The organism is Paenibacillus sp. FSL F4-0100 (genome assembly GCF_037993005.1).
Lineage (GTDB): Bacteria > Bacillota > Bacilli > Paenibacillales > Paenibacillaceae > Paenibacillus_AQ.
This window is the reverse complement of the sequence record NZ_CP150303.1, coordinates 5,601,090-5,618,089: the sequence shown is the minus strand read 5'-3', so window position 1 is coordinate 5,618,089 and position 17,000 is coordinate 5,601,090. Positions and strand designations below refer to the sequence as shown.

Here is a 17,000-nt window from a genome sequence, read left to right as displayed (position 1 = left end):
ATGGAAGCTGGTATAATGGGGGAAGCGACTTATAACGCGAGCTCATAAGTGAATAAAGGAGTGACCTATGCATCTGTCACGATCAGAGAAAAGCAAGGCCGAGAAGAAGGCCCGTAAGCAGCGAACCGGACGGGTTTGGATCATGCTTAACTTATGTTTGATTTTTATGATCGCTGCTTTGCTTGTCTATCATTTTAAATTTAAGGAAGATCCTGTTCAGCAAACGGCTTATCCGCCTGGTATGCCGGACTTTGGCATGGAAGGGGATCAGGCGGATAGCCCCGGCTCCGGACAACAAGCTGACGGGGAGGGGGCGGATTCAAAGCCTCCGAAGACGACGGAGACTGGCGAACCCCCAGGTTCCGATAGGACCGAGCCAGAAGGCAGCGCAACAGATGATCCTACCGATTCCGCGATGGCAAAGCGGGTGGTTATGCATTTTGCAGGGGATACCTTGTTCTCGGGCAAGGTGGAGGCTGAGCTGAAGAAGCACGGATATGATTATCCCTACAAGCATCTGGGCACCGCATTCCTGGAGGACGATCTAACCGTGCTTAATCTGGAAACGCCGGTTACGACCGGAGGCGTTGGCGCGGCCAATAAGAAATTCGTATTCAAGTCCTCACCGGACGTATTGCCGGCTCTCCGAGATGCCGGAGTAGAGGCCGTTAATCTGGCTAACAATCACATCCTGGATCAAGGCCAAGAAGGACTTTTGGATACCTTGAAGCACTTGAAGGACCAGGATATCCGTTATGTGGGAGCGGGACGGAATGAGGAAGAAGCCTTCGCGGCCCAGTATTTCGAGCTTCAGGGCATGAAGGTTGCATTGCTTGGATTCAGCCGTGTGCTCCCGGAAACGACCTGGTACGCGCTGGAGAACAGGCCGGGGGTGGCCGGGGCGTATGACCATGTGCTGCCCAAGGCGGTTGAAGCGATCCAGGCAGCGCGTTCCAAGGCCGATCTGGTGGTCGTGATTGCCCATTGGGGCGAGGAGCTTCATAAGACGCCGAATGTCCATCAGATCAATCTCTCACGCGCGTTCATTGACGGCGGGGCTGACCTGATTATCGGCGGGCACTCCCATGTGCTGCAGGGATTGGAGCAGTACAAAGGCAAGTGGATTGCGTATAGTACCGGCAATTTTATATTTACTAAATCGTCGAATGAAGATACGTGGAAAACAGCCGTATTTCAGGCGTCATGCAGCAAGCAAGGAGATTGTGACTTGAAGCTGACGCCTTATCGTACGGAGATCGGACAGGTCATCCCGCTTGAAGGCAAAGAAGCTGAGGCCTTGCTGAAAGAGGTGGAGAAGCGATCCGTTGGCGGCGTCAAAATAGCGCTTGATGGTGAAGTAATCGCAGGCAAGGCTGTGGAATAATTCGTTAAACGTTACAGCAAGGAGGTCCCACCATGAACAATTTATGTGTGGCTCACCGGGGGTTTTCCGGTAAAGCACCTGAAAATACGCGCGCAGCCATTCAGATGGCGATGGATGAGCCCTTCGTGCATTGGATGGAAATTGATGTGCAATTGACTCAGGACGGGGTCCCTGTAGTGATACATGACTTCAGCGTGGATCGTACGACGACCGGGAAGGGCAAGGTGAAGGATCTGACCTGGCAGCAAATCCGGAGGATGGACGCCGGAGAATGGAAGGGACGCCAATTCAGGGGAGAGCAGGTTCCATCGCTCGATGAAGTCCTGCAGCTTGTCAAAGGCCGATTGAAACTTAATATCGAACTTAAAACAAGCGGAGATATGTATCCCGGCCTTGAGAAGGCCGTTCTGGAACGGATTCATGCCCACCGGATGCTTCCGGATGTGGTGCTCACTTCCTTTGAGCCGAAAGCCTTGATGAAAGCGAAGGAATTGGAACCTAATGTGAGAACCGGACTTATTATTGATGCGCATCCTCGCAATTTGGTAGCACGCCTGAAGCAAATGAAATGCTCCTTTTTATCCATCGGCTACTCCCATCTGGATGCGGCCTTCGCGTCGGATTTGGTGAAGAATGGCATTACGCCGATGGCCTGGACGGTGGATGATGCGAAGAGCATGAGATCGCTGGCCAGAATGAATCCTGCCATCATGATCTGTACGAACCGCCCCGATACATGGGGGCAGATTTTTATCCATAAAATTGCACCTAAAGTTCCATTCTGGCGAAGAAAATGGAGGTTTTAATGTATGTGTGCCTTAGTGAATAACGTTTACTGTGTAGGTCGTAATTATCAATTGCATGCGGCGGAGCTCGGCAATGCCGTACCGAATGAGCCGATGATTTTTCTTAAACCCTCGCATGCCGTCGTTCCGCTGGATGGCAGCGTGTTGAAGCTGCCGATGGACCGCGGCAGTCTTCATTTTGAAGGTGAGTTTGTTATACAGCTCGCAGAGGATTACGCGCCAGGCAAAAGTGTTGACGAGCTTGTAAAAACGATGGCTCTTGGCATCGACTTCACGCTGCGTGATGTACAGTCGGTCATTAAGGAGAAGGGACATCCTTGGACCGCGGCAAAAGCGTTTAAATCTTCTGCACCGCTTACTCCATCCATTGTGTTTCCCGGAACCGCGAAGCTGGCAGATATTGATTTTATCGTAAGGAAGAACGGCGAAGAGGTACAGCGCGGGAATGTGAAGGATATGATCTTCTCCCTTCAGCGCATCATCGATTACATCGGCGAACATTATGGCCTTGGTCAAGGTGATTTAATCTTTACGGGTACACCGGCTGGCGTAGGTCCGACGGAATCCGGTGACGTATTCGAATTGTTCTGGGGAGATGTCCGTCTGGGCCGCTGCGAAATCGGGTAATCTGATATGCTTTATCATGGGAGGGGTCACAGATGGATTGGCTGATCGGAGCGGCAGGTGCCCTTATCGTGGCAGGAGCCGCATACAGGAAACGATCGCTATCGGAATCCGGAGCCGCGGCCGCTATTCTGATGGGTACCATATATTACGGAGCAGGGAACGTGTTTTGGTTCGGAACCCTGCTTCTTTTTTTCATAACGTCTACACTTCTCTCCCGGTACGGGAAACAGCGGAAGGCCGACTTGGAGAAATCCTATGCCAAGACAGGCCGACGGGATGCAGGCCAGGTATTCGCCAATGGCGGCATCGGTATGGTGCTGTGTCTGATAAACGCATGGTTCCCGTCCGATCTGTGGGTATTCCTGTTTATAGGTGTTATGGCTACCGTAACGGCGGATACCTGGGCCACGGAGTTAGGCAGCCTTAGCCGGAAGCCTCCGCGTTCCGTGCTGAACGGCAAGGTACTGACCGTCGGCGAATCCGGCGGCGTCTCCTGGGTCGGCTCCACGGCTGCAGCGGTAGGGAGCATACTGATTGGGGCAGGCGGATGGTTACTTGCTGGATGGAGCGGCATGGATGCAGAGATATGGCCGTATGTCCTGGCAGCCCTTGCGGGCGGATTGGTTGGAGCTTTTGCCGATTCGTACCTCGGAGCGACTTTACAGGTGATGTATCGGTGCCGTGCGTGCGGCAAATCAGTGGAAGTATCTCAACACTGCGGCCAAGATACGGTGCGCATGCGCGGATATGCTTGGATGTCCAATGATGCAGTTAATCTGGTCAGTTCACTTCTCGGCGGCGCGGCAGCTTATGGGATTGCAGTGCTGATTGCGTTATAATGTATCCATCTTACCGATGAAACAACGCTCAACGAAATCTATAGATGTAAGTAGGGATCATAACAATGAATATTTTGACCGTTGAACAGGTAACAAAAAGCTATGGGGATAAAATTCTGTTTCAAGATGCGTCCTTCGGAATGGAGGATCAGGATAAAGTCGGCATTATCGGCGTTAATGGCACAGGGAAATCCACGTTTATGCGCGTCATCGCAGGGCTCGAGCCGCCCGACTCCGGTAAAATATCGATGGGCAATCGCATCCGGGTGCGTTACCTGGCACAGAACCCGGAGTTTGATCCGGACAAAACCGTCCTCCAGCAGGTGTTTGAGGGCGATCTTCCGGAGATGAAGGCGGTGAGGGAGTACACCGAAACGATGGAGCTGCTGGAGCTGCATCCGAGTCATGAGGAGCTGCAGCAGAAACTGCTGAAGCTCAATCAGACGCTGGATACACTGCAGGCGTGGCAGCTTGAAAGCGATGCGAAAACCATCCTGTCCAAGCTGGGGATTCGGAATTATGAAGCGAAGATGGGTACGCTGTCGGGCGGCCAGCGTAAGCGAGTGGCATTAGCCGCCGCTTTGATTCAGCCTTCCGATTTGCTCATTTTGGACGAGCCGACAAACCATATTGATAATGAATCCGTCGCCTGGCTGGAGCAGTATTTGCAGAAGCGCCGCGGTGCGCTGCTCATGATTACGCATGACCGGTATTTTCTGGACCGGGTGGCGAATGTCATGCTGGAGCTGGATCATGGACGGTTGTTCCGATATGAGGCGAATTACAGCCGTTTTCTGGAGCTGAAGGCAGAACGCGAGGAGCGCGAGGCTGCTTCCGAGCAAAAGCGTCAGAATTTGCTGCGGAGCGAGCTTGCCTGGATTCGCAGAGGTGCCAAGGCCCGTACGACCAAGCAGAAGGCGAGAATTGAGCGCTTTGAGAAACTCAAGGATCAGGAAATGGTGCACAGCTCTGGTGAGCTTGACGTCTCAGTCGCTTCCACCCGCTTGGGACGCAAAATTCTGGAGATCGAAGGTCTCCGGAAGAAGATCGACGACAAAACGTTAATTCAGGACCTTTCCTACATCGCAGTTCCCGAAGATCGAATTGGCATCGTAGGCCCCAACGGCAGCGGCAAATCCACGCTGCTCAATCTGATTGCCGGGCTGATTCAGCCAGATGGCGGGGAAGTCGTGCTGGGACCGACGGTCAAGCTCGGTTATTTCACGCAGGAGCATCAGGAGATGGATGGTAGTCAGCGCGTGATTGAGTATATCAAGGATGAAGCAGAGGTTATCCGCACGGCGGACGGCTCGGCGATTACCGCGGCCCAGATGCTGGAGCGGTTCCTGTTCCCGCCCGCGCTGCAGTGGACGCCGATTGCGAAGCTGTCCGGAGGCGAGAAGCGACGGTTGTATCTGCTTCGGGTGCTGATGAGCGCACCGAATGTGCTGCTGCTGGATGAACCGACGAATGATTTGGACATCCAGACATTGTCCGTCTTGGAGCAATATTTGGATGAGTTCCCGGGCGTCTGTATCGTGGTATCCCATGATCGCTTTTTCCTGGATCGAACGGTGGACAAGATTGTGGCGTTTGAGGGCGATGGTCAGATTCGTGTCCATGTCGGCTCTTACAGCGAATATGCGGAATGGATGCAGCGCCATGGTGGTGAAGCTGCCGCGAGTAAAACGGAAGCATCCAGTTCCAAGTCTGCTTCGGGGAGCAATGATGGCACGGATAGCGATTCAGCTAAAGAAGCACCGCGAGAGCGCTTGAAATTCAGTTACAAAGAACAGCGGGAGTATGAGCAGATTGACGGCCTAATTGAAGCAGCAGAGAGCAAGCTAGCATCCATTCAATCGGAGATGGAGACCGCCGGCAGCGATGCAGCCAGGCTTCAGGAGCTGATGAAGGCTCAAGAGGAAACGGAACGTGAGCTGGAGCATCTGATGGAACGCTGGACCTATTTGAACGAGCTCGCGGAGAAGATTGAACAGAGCAAGAAATCGTAATGATTTTAAGCGATCCATATCAATAACAAAGGGGCGTCCCCAGGCATAATGCCTTGGCGGGACGCCCCTTTGTTAGATTAAGGTTTCAGCGAAGCGGAAACCTTGTGAGATTCGTAAGAACAACATTCTCTAAACGTGGACGCTCCTCTATGAAAGTCCGTAAATAGACGTTGTTTATGAATGATTTACCTGACGTAGGCTGCCAGCAGCTTAACGGTGTTAAGAACGGCTTGTTTATGCGTTCTTTCCATGGCATGGGATGCATGAACGCCGGGACCGATCAGCGCGGCCTTGATGTTGCTGCCTGCGGAAAGCGCCGCAGAGGCGTCAGAGCCGTAATGAGGGTAGACATCCACCGCATAAGCAATGCCTTCGCTCTCGGCCAGCTGGATCAAACGGCTGGTCATGTCATAGTCATAGGGACCGGATGAATCCTTCGCGCAGATGGATACATCGGTTTCCTTGCAGCTCAGGTCATCGCCGATGCAGCCCATATCAACCGCAATCATTTCATTGATGTCGGCAGGAATGTAGGCTGCGCCATGTCCCACTTCTTCATAGTTCGAGATGAGAAGCTTCACATTGTGTTTAGGTTTCCAGTTATCCCGCTTCATGCTTTCGAGCAAGCCGAAGAGGGCGGCAACGCTGGCTTTGTCATCCAGATGGCGCGATTTGATGTACCCGCTTGGTGTAATGACCGGACGAGCATCAAAGGAAACAAAATCGCCAACCCCAATGCCGAGTTTCTTCACATCATCGGCTGACTCCACCAACTCGTCGATCCGGACCTCCATATGGGCTTCCTGGCGCTTGAAATCACGAGCATCGCTGTACACGTGAACGGAAGGATGCGTGGACAGGATGGTGCCTGTATATTTCTTGCCGCTGCGCGTGTGGATGATACAGTATTCATTCTCAATGCTGTTCATCATGTATCCGCCAACGGAGGTAAGCCGGAGCGTGCCCTCTGATTTCACGGCACGAACCATCGCGCCAAGCGTGTCCACATGGGCGCTCAGTCCAACTGTACGGCTGCCGTCTTGTCCAGGAACGGACAGGATGGCACCGCCTTTTTCATTCCATTCCAGCGAGACATTCAGCGAAGCGGCTTCCTGTTCGATCCGCTTCATAATGTCTTGGGTATATCCGGTAGGGCTCGGTGTATCGAGCAGTTCTTTTAGCAGGTCCAGCACATAAGTTTCATTCGGTTGTATCGACACGAATTGTTAAGCCTCCTTGTTTCAAACGAACAGCCCTCCCTATTCAGCAGCGGGGGCGTCCTTCTCTTCTTTCTTGCTTTCCTCTTCGGCAGCTTGTACTTCAGGGGTGTATCCCGTTACTTCACGGATATGTATAAGTTGCTCCGCTAACGAACGGATTTCCTTCTGCATTTGATATTGACGGTAAATGCCGAACGTGCCGACAATCAGTCCCCCGATCAGTGAGCACCCGATAATCAGCAGAATCAGCGGTACATTGACTGTGCCGAATAACAGATTCACTTCGACCGGATTGACGTTGATGACGGCGAATACAGCCGTAATCAGGGCAAACAATAAGGCTGCGATTAGCGACCATTGAATTTTCATGGGGAACACCTCCTTCCTCCAAACAGTATAAAATCCCTTGCCTGTAAAGGGCAAGGGATTTTATTCCACTGGTCAATTTAAGAATCGCTCATCCTGCTATAGAGGCTGTTTATTTCGTCAATTGCTCCATTTGGCTGATGATGTCTTCAAACACGCTCATCGCCTCACGAATCGGCTCTGGTGAGGACATATCCACGCCGGCCTTCTTGAGAATGTTAATGGAGTAATCGCTGCCGCCGCTCTTCAGGAAGCCGAGGTAGCGGTCAACGGCAGGCTGGCCTTCTTCAAGGATTTGCTTGGAGAAGCTGGTCGCAGCCGAGAAGCCAGTGGCGTATTTGTACACATAGAAGCTGTTGTAGAAATGAGGAATCCGTGCCCATTCCATGCCGATCTCCTTATCCACCTGCATGCCCTTGCCGTGATATTTCACGTTCAGCTCATAGTAGATGTCGGATAGGTCTTGAGGAGTCAGGGATTCGCCGCTCTCCGCGCGTTCGTGCACAATCTTCTCGAACTCGGCAAACATCGTTTGACGGAATACCGTGGTCCGGAATTGATCGGCATAGTAGGTGAGCAGATACATTTTTTGCTTCGGATCTTTGGCGTTTTTCAGCAAGTAATCCATCAACAACGCTTCGTTCGTAGTGGATGCCACTTCAGCCAGGAAGATGGTGTACTGGGCATCACGGTATTTCAGGGCGTTGTCGGAATAGTAAGAGTGAAGCGCATGACCCATCTCATGAGCAAGGGTAAACATGCTGTTCAGGTTATCTTTATGATTCAGCAGCACATAAGGATGGGTGCCGTAAGCCCCCCAGCTGTATGCGCCGGTCCGTTTGTTCTCATTCTCATATACATCGATCCAGCCGTTGTCATATCCGGCTTGCAGGCTGCTGAGATAATCTTCACCAAGCGGCGTGAGGCCTTCCTTGGTCATTTGTTTTGCTTCTTCGTAAGTGATGTCCCACTTGTACTCTTCTACGAGCGGTGCGAACAAATCGTACATGTGAAGCTCATCCACGCCCAGCAGCTTCTTGCGGAGCTCCATGTACCGGTGGAGGAGCGGCAGGCTCTCGTGAATGGTGTCGATCAGGTTGGTGTAGACTTCCTTCGGAATGTTATCGCCATAGAGCGCCATTTCCAGAACCGAAGGGTACTTGCGTACGCGGGAATAGAACATATTTTTGTTTACATTGGCATTCAGCGTAGCCGCAATCGTGTTTTTCTGCTTGCCATAGGTTTCGTATACGGCTTTGAAAGCACGCTCGCGAACTTCGCGGTTCGGGCTCTCCAAGAATTGAATATAGTTGCCGTGCGTGAGCTCGACTTCCTTGCCGTCCTCGTTTTTGATTTTCGGGAATTTCATATCCGCATTGTTAAGCATGCCGAAAATGGTCTGCGGCGCAGAGGAGAGGTTGCCGACCTGAGCCAGCAGCGCTTCTTCGGTCTTGGACAGAACATGCGCTTTCTCCCGTTTCATCTCGGACAGCGTAAATTTGAATTCCTTGAGGGAAGGGTCTTCAATGAGTTTGTCAAGCTCCGCTTCGGACAAGGACAGAATTTCCGGCGTGATGAAAGAGAGGGCTTCTCCGGCTTCGACATTCAATTTTTTGGCTTTGGCAGATAGCGCCTGATATGTAGGGTTTGCTGTATCCTCATCATGATGCATATGAGCATAAACATATAAACGTTCGGCATGATATGAGATTTCGTCTTCAAGCTCGAAGCATTCCTTGATGGAAGCCGCGTTGGTTAACTTGCCTTGATAATCGGCTGTGCGTTTCAGAAGATTCTTCAGCTCCGCAAAGCTCGCATCCCATGCCTTCTGGTCAGCGAATAAATCTTCAAGCTTCCATTGATGCTCTTTAGGGACATCAGCGCGTTTTAACAATTGTTCCATGGAAATCCTCCTTGAATGATATGTATTAGTTGGAGTCCGGGTTCCTTCAGATAAGACTTCGTTGCGGGTAGTTAGAGCGATCAGGCAGATTGCAATTGTCATGCTGAGCACCTTGGCGCCTCTCATGGCATAATACCTCCTCGAATTGAAGCATCCGAGCGATAGTATGCCGCGTACCCGCCAATTTCATCCTATAAATTTACGAGGAACCTGGATTCAAGAAACTGTATACAATAAGGTAAAAGGCAAACAAGATGAAGGCGACGGCAATCAGGGCCATCCCCTTCCTCAGTCTTGGCGGTATCTTATCCCGGTACATGATCATGACGGCACCGAGACTGAACGCGAGAATAATGAAGATGACAATATTTGTATAATCCATGCTCTACACCTGCTTAAAAGCAGCCATCATTTCTCTCCACTCATCTTCCCGGCCTTCAAAATCTGCTTTGGGGAAACGGTTTTGAGCCCAGTGCATCAAGGCTGGCCGACTCATAAAGGTATGGGTCTCTTCGCCCCACTGGTCAGAAATTTCGCGTAGAACGATGTACCGGCCCTGAACTTCAACCGTCATCATGTTCCACTTGTCTTTTTTGTATATTTCATGTTTTTTGATCATATGCATTCTCCGTTTGCTACTTAGGCTTTTGGGTAAATGATAACGCACTCGTGGGCGTAAAAGCAAATAATCTTCTGTTAAATAGTGGTTCAAAAAAAGCCCCTTAGGGCGAATTGACGGATTGCATTGTCAGAAAACATGGGATATAATATGGATATTCGCCATAGATGGCGGTATTTTTAGGAGGTTGTTCATTTGAAAGGTACAGTTAAATGGTTTAACGCAGAAAAAGGTTACGGCTTCATTTCCGTTGAAGGTGGCGAGGATGTATTCGTACACTTCTCCGCAATTCAAGAAGAAGGCTTCAAGAGTTTGGAAGAAGGTCAAGCGGTTGAGTTCGACATCACTGAAGGTAACCGTGGTCCTCAAGCAGCCAACGTAACAAAACTGTAAGTTAGCTCCCAATACGGAGATCTTATAGAATTACCAAGGCATGAAGCACAGTTCTCGGTTTAGAGAACTGTGCTTTTTTGTATTCTGATGGGTCAAGCCAGTGTCATTAGAAAGCAAAGGCAAGTACGGATGATTTTTGGTCCGTACTTGCCTTTATTGTTTTGGAGCAAGCGAGGGATATCCAAGCGGATCCTCTAAGCGCTGATTCCGCCGACATTCATATCCTCCGGCTTGGCAAAGAGGTGCCGGTAAAGAAACCCGAGACCAGCGATTAAGGCCAGGAGGGCTGCAAGCTGGTAGAAGGCCGGTCTTCCTGCCGCTTCGAACAGCAAACCGCCGAAGGCTCCGCTGAGAAGTCCTGAAACGCTTGACCAGAAGATAATGAATAGAGCCATGCCGGTCGCGCGGTACTGCCAAGGAATGATCCTTGTAATATAACGCACGGCGGTTACATAGAACACGCCGAAAGTAATGCTGTGAAGCGACTGAACCGCGAGCACGGACAACGGATCAGCTGCCAGGGCCATGAGCAGGAAACGGAGCGCAAACATTAGGCTTGCAAAGGTCAGCAGCGGCAGCTCCTTTATCTTGTCGCCATACTTGCTCAGCAGGAAGAAAATTGGGATCTCGCTGCCAGCCGAGACCATTAAGGACCAGCCGATGAGTCCTTCGCCCGCACCGAGCTCGGATAAGGTAAGCGTAAGAAAGGCTTCATTCATACGGTGGGCGATGGCAAGGCAGAACGTGCAGCCGAAGAACCACAATATTTCTTTGGAACGCAATATTTTGAGGAGGGCTCCCAGCTCAACAGGCTCTGACTTGACAGCAACTCCGTCGCGGAGAAGAAACGAGCAGAGCAGTGTGAACACGCCGATTCCAATGCCGATCGCCAGTGTGGCCGATGCGCCTGCAGCACCGATGGCATATCCAATGGCAAGCGCGAAGAACGCATAGCCGAGTGAGCCGAATACGCGAATGACCGTAAAGCTGCGTCCGTACCTCTGTGCCGTTTGGATGGCCATCGTATCCGCCAGGGGATAGACCGGATAGTAGAAAAAATAAAACAGACTGATCGTGAACAATACAACGCCGAAGCTTGCAACCTGCCACAACACAAGCATCGTGACGAGCTGTCCGATAATCAGAATGTTCATAATACGTTTGATAGTCTGGTATTTGTCGCTGGTGTAACTCCAAATCATATTGGAGAACATGGATATAAGCGGACCGATGGCATACAGATAACCGATCTGCGCGCTGCTGAAGCCGATTTCTTTGAAATATAGCGGGAAATAGGAAATGACGAGGGCTGTCGTGCCAAAAATAGTAAACATAAAGGCGCGCAGCCAATTCTGATCCGGTCTGGGCGTAGCGGGAAGTTTCATGCTGGGGATCTCCGTTCTTTTCATGAGCCCGTATAGATAACGCTATTTATGAGGTTCATGGTCTGTTATTCAGCTCCGACTAGTATATAACATATCGCATAATGGAGATAGATGGATTATAGAACGCGTCCAACTACCGTACGCCGTCAATGATTTGTGTTATTTGTGCAAAATGAACGATCATATTATAATAGGTTTGATTTGGATAGGTATAAAAAGACAACCATGTGGAGGCAGAGTTCATTGAATAATCAAGAGCTAAGCCGCAAAGTTCCGCGCAGTCCGGTTGGGCTGATGAGCCGGGTGTATAAATTCATACTTCCGGAAGTGCGGATCGAATTGGAGAAGTGGCGCCGGGAGGCTGAGCAAATTCCGGATGAGGAGCTACGAAAGCAGGCACTGGCCAGTATAGATAACAAAAGATTTCACTGCCAGGGCGGAGCGGTGTATGCCGCAGCCAATCTGCCGGAGAAGCATATTCTCATTCCATTGATTGTAGCTTACCAGACAATTAGCGATTATCTCGATAATTTATGTGACCGTAGTACTTCGCTGGATCCAGCGGATTTCAGACAGCTCCATCAGTCGATGTTGGATGCCGTTACGCCTGAGACTGAGCCGGCCGATTATTACGCTCTCCGGACCGAAAGGGAGGATGGAGGTTACCTTCTCCGTCTTGTGCAGAAATGCCGGGATTGCATCGGTCAATTATCAGGATATGAAGCGGCAAAGCCCTACATAAGGGATTTGGCTGGGCTGTATACCGATTTGCAGGTACACAAGCACATCCATCCGGATAAGAGAGAAGCGGCATTGCTTGAATGGTGGTCCCAGCATGCTCATCGGACACCGCATCTGCGGTGGAACGAGTTTGCGGCTGCAACGGGATCAACCTTGGGTGTGTTCATGCTATTCTTGGCTGCAACTGATCCGTTTCTGGATGACGAGGATGCATCGTCCATTCATGCGTCTTATTTTCCGAATGTATGCAGTCTCCACATTATGCTGGATTATCTTATTGATCAAGACGAAGACAGGCTGGGTGGCGATCTGAACTTTTGTAATTATTACGAAGATGCCGATACGATGCTGAACCGTATAGCTTCCATAGTTGAGTGGGCCCGGAAGGATGTCAGAACAATTCCCTCGACCCCTTTTCATCGTATGATCATTGAGGGGTTACTGGCGTTATATTTATCCGATCCAAAAGTCAGCGAGCAGCAGCTGGTTCGCTCCGTATCCAAACGTTTGATGAAGAAGAGTCCGATGACCCGGATCTTTTTCTACGTCAACAGCCGATGGATTCGTAAGCATAAAGCATGAGTGACATTGAAGGAGGAAACGAAACATGGCAGAGGTTAAAAAAATTGCAGTTCTTACAAGTGGTGGCGATTCCCAAGGGATGAACGCAGCGCTTCGCGCCGTTGTACGCAGCGGTATGTATTATGGTCTTGAAGTATATGGGATTCAGCGCGGTTACCAAGGACTTCTCGAGAACGATATTATTAAAATGGATCTTCGCAGCGTAGGGGATATCATCCAGCGTGGAGGCACAATCCTTCGTTCCGCCCGCTGTGAAGAATTCAAGACGGCGGAAGGGCAGCAGAAGGGTGCCGACATTCTGAATCAGCATGGCATCGACGGACTGGTCGTTATCGGAGGAGACGGCTCTTACCATGGGGCGAACAAGCTCAGTAAACTCGGAATCAAAACGATGGGCCTTCCAGGAACGATTGATAACGATATTTCATTTACCGATTATACGATCGGCTTTGATACAGCCGTTAGCGTCGTTGTAGACGCCGTTAATAAACTGCGCGACACAATGTCTTCCCATGCTCGCTCGTCCGTTGTAGAGGTTATGGGACGCCACTGCGGCGACATTGCGCTCCATGCAGGTCTTGCATCAGGCGCAGAGACCATTCTGGTGCCGGAAGTAGAGTATAACCTTGATGAAGTGGCAACCCGCTTGCGCGAGAATTTTGCAAAAGGCAAACGTCACAGTATCATCATCGTAGCGGAAGGTGTTGGACGCGGCGAGGACATCGTATGTGATCTTAAAGAGTGCCATGCCTCAATCGATGCACGAGTAACGGTGCTTGGACATATCCAGCGCGGTGGAGCTCCGACTCCGTTTGACCGCAACCTGGCCAGCCGTCTTGGCGATTTTGCGGTTCGCAGTCTGATTGACGGCCAATCCGATAAAGGATGCGGCATCATCAAGGGCGAACTGGTCCTCACGGATATTGACAAGGTCGTTAACACGAAGAAAGAATTTAACCGTGAGCTTTACGATTTGGCATTGCGATTGTCCCAATAAATTAGGCTGCTGCCTAATTTTTGATGATAAGCAAAAAGACCGTCTCTCATTGCAGAACGCATTCTGCATGGAGGCGGTCTTTTTTAAGAAGGTACGTCGATAGACGTTTAGGATACGGATCGAGATGAAGCATCAACCTGTCGTGTGTACTTGCGTTGAACTTTGACCAGACGCATAAGCATCAGGACAGCGCCGACGGCAAGGCCTGTGATTAATCCGATCCAGTAGCCGAAGGCTTCCCAATCGGTGTAGTTGGCGAGCACATATCCTACAGGCAGGCCAATGACCCAGAAAGACAGAAAAGCGAGCATGAAAGCGACATTCACGTCTTTATAGCCTCGCAGCGCCCCTTGAGTCGGTGTGGCGATCGCGTCCGAGATCTGGAAGAAAATCGCGAACAGCAGGAACTGCTGGATCAGCGCCACGACTGCAGGCTCGTTAGAATATAATCCGGCGACCTGTCTGCCGGCCATAAATAGGATGACCGCCGTGATCAGCGATAGGATAACGGCTGTGCTAATGCCAAGTTTAGCGTACTTCCAGGCATCCTTCATGCGTCCAGAGCCGGCCTCGAAGCCAACCAGGATCGTCAGACTCATGCATATGCTTAATGGAAGCATATACAGTGTCGTAGCGAAATTCAGGGCCGCTTGGTGTGCGGCAATGGTCGCCGTATCAAAGCTGCTCATAAGCAGCGTCACCGCTGCGAAGACGGCGGTCTCGAGGAAGATGGAGAACCCGATCGGCACGCCGATGTTTAACAGGCTTTTCCATGCGCTCAAGGAAACACCTTGAAGCTGCCTGAAGATGCTGAATGAAGAGAAGGGCTGATTTTTATGGATGATTACGATCGCGATGATGAGAACGGTCCAGTATGTAATCGCTGAAGCGATGCCGGCACCTACGCCTCCCATTCTTGGAAAGCCCCAGAATCCATAAATGAAGAGAGCGTTCAAGCCTACGTTTACCGGCAGGGTAATCAGCGTGATCACCATGGAAATTTTAGTTTGCCCAAGGGCATCGATAAAGCTGCGGAGCACGGTATATGCGAACAGCGGGATGATGCCAATCGATATGGCGGCGAGAAACTGGGAAGCAATCCGCCGAACTTCCGGCTCCAGGCTCATGGCTCCGAGAATGCCCGGTACAACGGCATACCCGATCGCAAGTACGACGATGGCGAGTAAGATGGACAGCCAGAGCGCCTGGTTCACTTGGTAAGCGACTTTATTTTCCTGTCGCCCGCCAACGAGCTGCGAAACGATGGGGGTTATCCCCATTAGAATTCCGCTAAGGCCGGTTTGGACCGGGATCCAAATGCTTGTAGCGATTGCTACGCCTGCCAAGTCGGCCGAGCTGAATTTTCCGGACATGTTGGTGTCAAAAAAAGTAATGGCCGATAAGGCTAGCTGCGTAATCAGAATGGGGATCAGAATAATCGCGAATTGCTTCAGCTTTCCCCGTGTTGTTGTGGTCGGTTGCATGTGCGTTTGTGCCTTTCTTATTGTAGTTTTTATGACGCTGTCCCCATATTGTAGGGTCCTGCTATGGCTGGGAACAATAACTGGCTTATTGAGCGGCGAGCCAGAACTCAACCAGCGTTTGAATTGGAGTACGTCAATTTCAAAGATTGGGGGGTGAAACCAGCCCTATCCATCATCATAGCATCTGCTGTCAAGAGAGTTCACCGAACGGTTTGAACGCAGAAAGGGCCGGCCCTGTTGTTGGCCGACCCTTTGCGACTGATAATTGAATTATTTATGAGTGACGCCTTCCGTATAACGGTTGGAAGCATTCCAGAGTAAATACTCATCGACGTTTGTATCTTTGAGGGCGCGAATCTGCTCCTCGATTTCCTTTTTGCCGTACTTGGCATAATTTCCGCTTCCGAGCCAACTCGCAGTAAAGTCCTGAATCCAAGGCCGAATGATCGGTTTTTGATCCCCCAGCTCATCCAGCTTTTTGTGGGTAGCTTCCATGGAGCCTTTGATGGTCTGGTAAGGAGCCTTATCCGGTACAGGAGAGCCGAACCAGCCTGCCGTGTAATGGCTAGGGTATACCATCGGACTGATGATGTCGACGTTCTTGGAGATTTTCACGAAGTCTTGGCCGATCCCTTCTGCCGCGGGTACCGAAGCAGCATACCCGAAGATGTCAACGGATACGCGTATGCCGAGCGGTGCTAGTTCTTCCCGGGCATATTGTACAAAGTCGGATACCACGTCCACGCGCGATTGATCCGTCTTGGTATATTTTAGGGAATCGGCGCGTTTCTCGAAGCCCTCCGGAAAACGGACATAATCAAACTGGATTTCCTTGAATCCAAGTTTTGCAGCTTCCTTGGCGATTTCGATGTTGTAATCCCAAACCTCTTTACTGTACGGGTTCACGAAGCTGTCGCCCCCGCCATTGGTCCAGACGCTGCCGTCTCCTTTACGGAAGGAAAGCTCCGGGTTTTTCTTGGCAAGAATCGTGTCCTTGAACACGACAATTCTGGCGATCGGATAAATATCGTGTTTCTCCAGCCGCTTCATCAATTGCTTGATGTCTTTGATAAAAGGCTGAGATTTACCGAGTTCCTTCAGCTTCGGATTCTCGGTTTTGTACGTTATGTATCCTTCATCGTCCTTGATGTCAATGACCATGGCATTGAGATCGGTCTTGTCCATAAGATCTACGAGTTGATTCATTCTGGAGCCGCCTGCGCTATAAGCCGTTACATAAATGCCCTTGACTTTAGGCGCTTCAATCTGCGGATCGATCTCTGTTGTGTTTGATTTGATGCCGCTGTGGCCCTGACCTTGGTTGTTGTTTTGGTGCATGCCCTGAATCATAGCGGTATTTAATGAAGCCTGAAGTTTGGCGGTAAGGCTGTTATCTTGCGGACTGGAACCGCCGAAGCCCGCGGACGCTAAGATGAATAAAGCCAAGATGATATTCATAATTACTCTCTCCCTTGTGTACATTCACATCATGATTATAAAGGAACGGATGCCTTCAAAAAGAACAGGATTGTTACAATCGACAATAAATTGGAAACGGGGGTGAGCGTACCTAGTTCATTAAACGGGTCAAGGGCGTTTTAAACGCTAAATATCGACATTTCTCGGCGCTGGCCGTGAACAA

The 17,000-nt window shown here is 50.6% G+C and carries 16 protein-coding genes; 8 read left to right on the top strand and 8 right to left on the bottom strand.

Translation table 11 applies throughout. The annotated features are described in order from the left end of the window. Positions 1-67 precede the first annotated feature (67 nt). The 5 genes from MHH48_RS25445 (at position 68) to taeA (ending at position 5,668) form a co-directional block, all read left to right on the top strand. Entirely contained in the window at positions 68-1,384 is a 1,317-nt protein-coding gene (locus tag MHH48_RS25445; RefSeq protein WP_076325715.1) for a CapA family protein, read from the top strand. A gap of 32 nt (positions 1,385-1,416) precedes the next feature. Next, the gene (locus MHH48_RS25440) at positions 1,417-2,190 is read left to right on the top strand and encodes a glycerophosphodiester phosphodiesterase family protein (protein ID WP_076325716.1); all 774 of its coding nucleotides are present in this window, start codon (positions 1,417-1,419) and stop codon (positions 2,188-2,190) included. Positions 2,191-2,193: 3 nt separating this feature from the next. After that, positions 2,194-2,817, top strand: a complete 624-nt coding sequence (locus MHH48_RS25435; RefSeq protein ID WP_076325717.1) for a fumarylacetoacetate hydrolase family protein — start codon at positions 2,194-2,196, stop codon at positions 2,815-2,817. Between the two features lie 32 nt (positions 2,818-2,849). Continuing rightward, positions 2,850-3,656 carry a DUF92 domain-containing protein gene (locus MHH48_RS25430; protein WP_076325718.1) on the top strand — a complete coding sequence of 269 codons (807 nt, stop codon included), beginning with the start codon at positions 2,850-2,852 and terminating at the stop codon, positions 3,654-3,656. Positions 3,657-3,721: 65 nt separating this feature from the next. After that, positions 3,722-5,668: an ABC-F type ribosomal protection protein TaeA gene (taeA, locus tag MHH48_RS25425; protein ID WP_076325719.1), complete on the top strand. Its 1,947-nt coding sequence runs from the start codon at positions 3,722-3,724 to the stop codon at positions 5,666-5,668. Between the two features lie 185 nt (positions 5,669-5,853). Here taeA and MHH48_RS25420 read toward each other — a convergent pair whose 3' ends face one another. From MHH48_RS25420 to MHH48_RS25400, 5 genes are all read right to left on the bottom strand, one after another. Beyond that, positions 5,854-6,888, bottom strand: a complete 1,035-nt coding sequence (locus MHH48_RS25420; RefSeq protein WP_076325720.1) for a M42 family metallopeptidase — start codon at positions 6,886-6,888, stop codon at positions 5,854-5,856. A gap of 39 nt (positions 6,889-6,927) precedes the next feature. Next, a complete protein-coding gene (locus MHH48_RS25415; protein ID WP_076325721.1) occupies positions 6,928-7,257 on the bottom strand; it encodes a lipopolysaccharide assembly protein LapA domain-containing protein in 330 nt (109 codons plus the stop codon). A gap of 109 nt (positions 7,258-7,366) precedes the next feature. Next, positions 7,367-9,157, bottom strand: a complete 1,791-nt coding sequence (gene pepF, locus MHH48_RS25410) for an oligoendopeptidase F (protein WP_076325722.1) — start codon at positions 9,155-9,157, stop codon at positions 7,367-7,369. A gap of 199 nt (positions 9,158-9,356) precedes the next feature. Then, positions 9,357-9,539, bottom strand: a complete 183-nt coding sequence (locus MHH48_RS25405) for a hypothetical protein (protein WP_076325723.1) — start codon at positions 9,537-9,539, stop codon at positions 9,357-9,359. 3 nt (positions 9,540-9,542) lie between these two features. Then, positions 9,543-9,776: a hypothetical protein gene (locus tag MHH48_RS25400; protein WP_076325724.1), complete on the bottom strand. Its 234-nt coding sequence runs from the start codon at positions 9,774-9,776 to the stop codon at positions 9,543-9,545. A gap of 195 nt (positions 9,777-9,971) precedes the next feature. On the opposite strand from MHH48_RS25400, the gene MHH48_RS25395 reads away from it, so the two are divergent. Then, complete coding sequence (locus MHH48_RS25395) at positions 9,972-10,169, top strand: cold shock domain-containing protein (protein ID WP_006211711.1); 198 nt, start codon at positions 9,972-9,974, stop codon at positions 10,167-10,169. Positions 10,170-10,363: 194 nt separating this feature from the next. On the opposite strand, the gene MHH48_RS25390 is transcribed toward MHH48_RS25395, so the two are convergent. Then, the gene (locus tag MHH48_RS25390) at positions 10,364-11,554 is read right to left on the bottom strand and encodes an MFS transporter (RefSeq protein ID WP_076325725.1); all 1,191 of its coding nucleotides are present in this window, start codon (positions 11,552-11,554) and stop codon (positions 10,364-10,366) included. Between the two features lie 243 nt (positions 11,555-11,797). Here MHH48_RS25390 and MHH48_RS25385 point away from each other — a divergent pair, with 243 nt between their 5' ends. Beyond that, positions 11,798-12,877 carry a tetraprenyl-beta-curcumene synthase family protein gene (locus MHH48_RS25385; RefSeq protein WP_076325726.1) on the top strand — a complete coding sequence of 360 codons (1,080 nt, stop codon included), beginning with the start codon at positions 11,798-11,800 and terminating at the stop codon, positions 12,875-12,877. Between the two features lie 25 nt (positions 12,878-12,902). Then, positions 12,903-13,874 carry a 6-phosphofructokinase gene (gene pfkA, locus MHH48_RS25380; protein WP_076325727.1) on the top strand — a complete coding sequence of 324 codons (972 nt, stop codon included), beginning with the start codon at positions 12,903-12,905 and terminating at the stop codon, positions 13,872-13,874. A 107-nt stretch (positions 13,875-13,981) separates the two neighbouring features. On the opposite strand, the gene MHH48_RS25375 is transcribed toward pfkA, so the two are convergent. Beyond that, positions 13,982-15,358 carry an MATE family efflux transporter gene (locus MHH48_RS25375; protein ID WP_076325728.1) on the bottom strand — a complete coding sequence of 459 codons (1,377 nt, stop codon included), beginning with the start codon at positions 15,356-15,358 and terminating at the stop codon, positions 13,982-13,984. A gap of 270 nt (positions 15,359-15,628) precedes the next feature. Beyond that, positions 15,629-16,816: a putative glycoside hydrolase gene (locus tag MHH48_RS25370; protein WP_076325729.1), complete on the bottom strand. Its 1,188-nt coding sequence runs from the start codon at positions 16,814-16,816 to the stop codon at positions 15,629-15,631. Between the last annotated feature and the right edge of the window lie 184 nt (positions 16,817-17,000).

Coding starts and splice junctions, on each gene's coding strand:
- MHH48_RS25445 (WP_076325715.1), top strand. CDS start 68: ATGCATCTGTCACGATCAGAGAAAAGCAAGGCCGAGAAGAAGGCCCGT.
- MHH48_RS25440 (WP_076325716.1), top strand. CDS start 1,417: ATGAACAATTTATGTGTGGCTCACCGGGGGTTTTCCGGTAAAGCACCT.
- MHH48_RS25435 (WP_076325717.1), top strand. CDS start 2,194: ATGTGTGCCTTAGTGAATAACGTTTACTGTGTAGGTCGTAATTATCAA.
- MHH48_RS25430 (WP_076325718.1), top strand. CDS start 2,850: ATGGATTGGCTGATCGGAGCGGCAGGTGCCCTTATCGTGGCAGGAGCC.
- taeA (WP_076325719.1), top strand. CDS start 3,722: ATGAATATTTTGACCGTTGAACAGGTAACAAAAAGCTATGGGGATAAA.
- MHH48_RS25415 (WP_076325721.1), bottom strand. CDS start 7,257: ATGAAAATTCAATGGTCGCTAATCGCAGCCTTATTGTTTGCCCTGATT.
- pepF (WP_076325722.1), bottom strand. CDS start 9,157: ATGGAACAATTGTTAAAACGCGCTGATGTCCCTAAAGAGCATCAATGG.
- MHH48_RS25405 (WP_076325723.1), bottom strand. CDS start 9,539: ATGGATTATACAAATATTGTCATCTTCATTATTCTCGCGTTCAGTCTC.
- MHH48_RS25400 (WP_076325724.1), bottom strand. CDS start 9,776: ATGATCAAAAAACATGAAATATACAAAAAAGACAAGTGGAACATGATG.
- MHH48_RS25390 (WP_076325725.1), bottom strand. CDS start 11,554: ATGAAACTTCCCGCTACGCCCAGACCGGATCAGAATTGGCTGCGCGCC.
- pfkA (WP_076325727.1), top strand. CDS start 12,903: ATGGCAGAGGTTAAAAAAATTGCAGTTCTTACAAGTGGTGGCGATTCC.
- MHH48_RS25375 (WP_076325728.1), bottom strand. CDS start 15,358: ATGCAACCGACCACAACAACACGGGGAAAGCTGAAGCAATTCGCGATT.
- MHH48_RS25370 (WP_076325729.1), bottom strand. CDS start 16,816: ATGAATATCATCTTGGCTTTATTCATCTTAGCGTCCGCGGGCTTCGGC.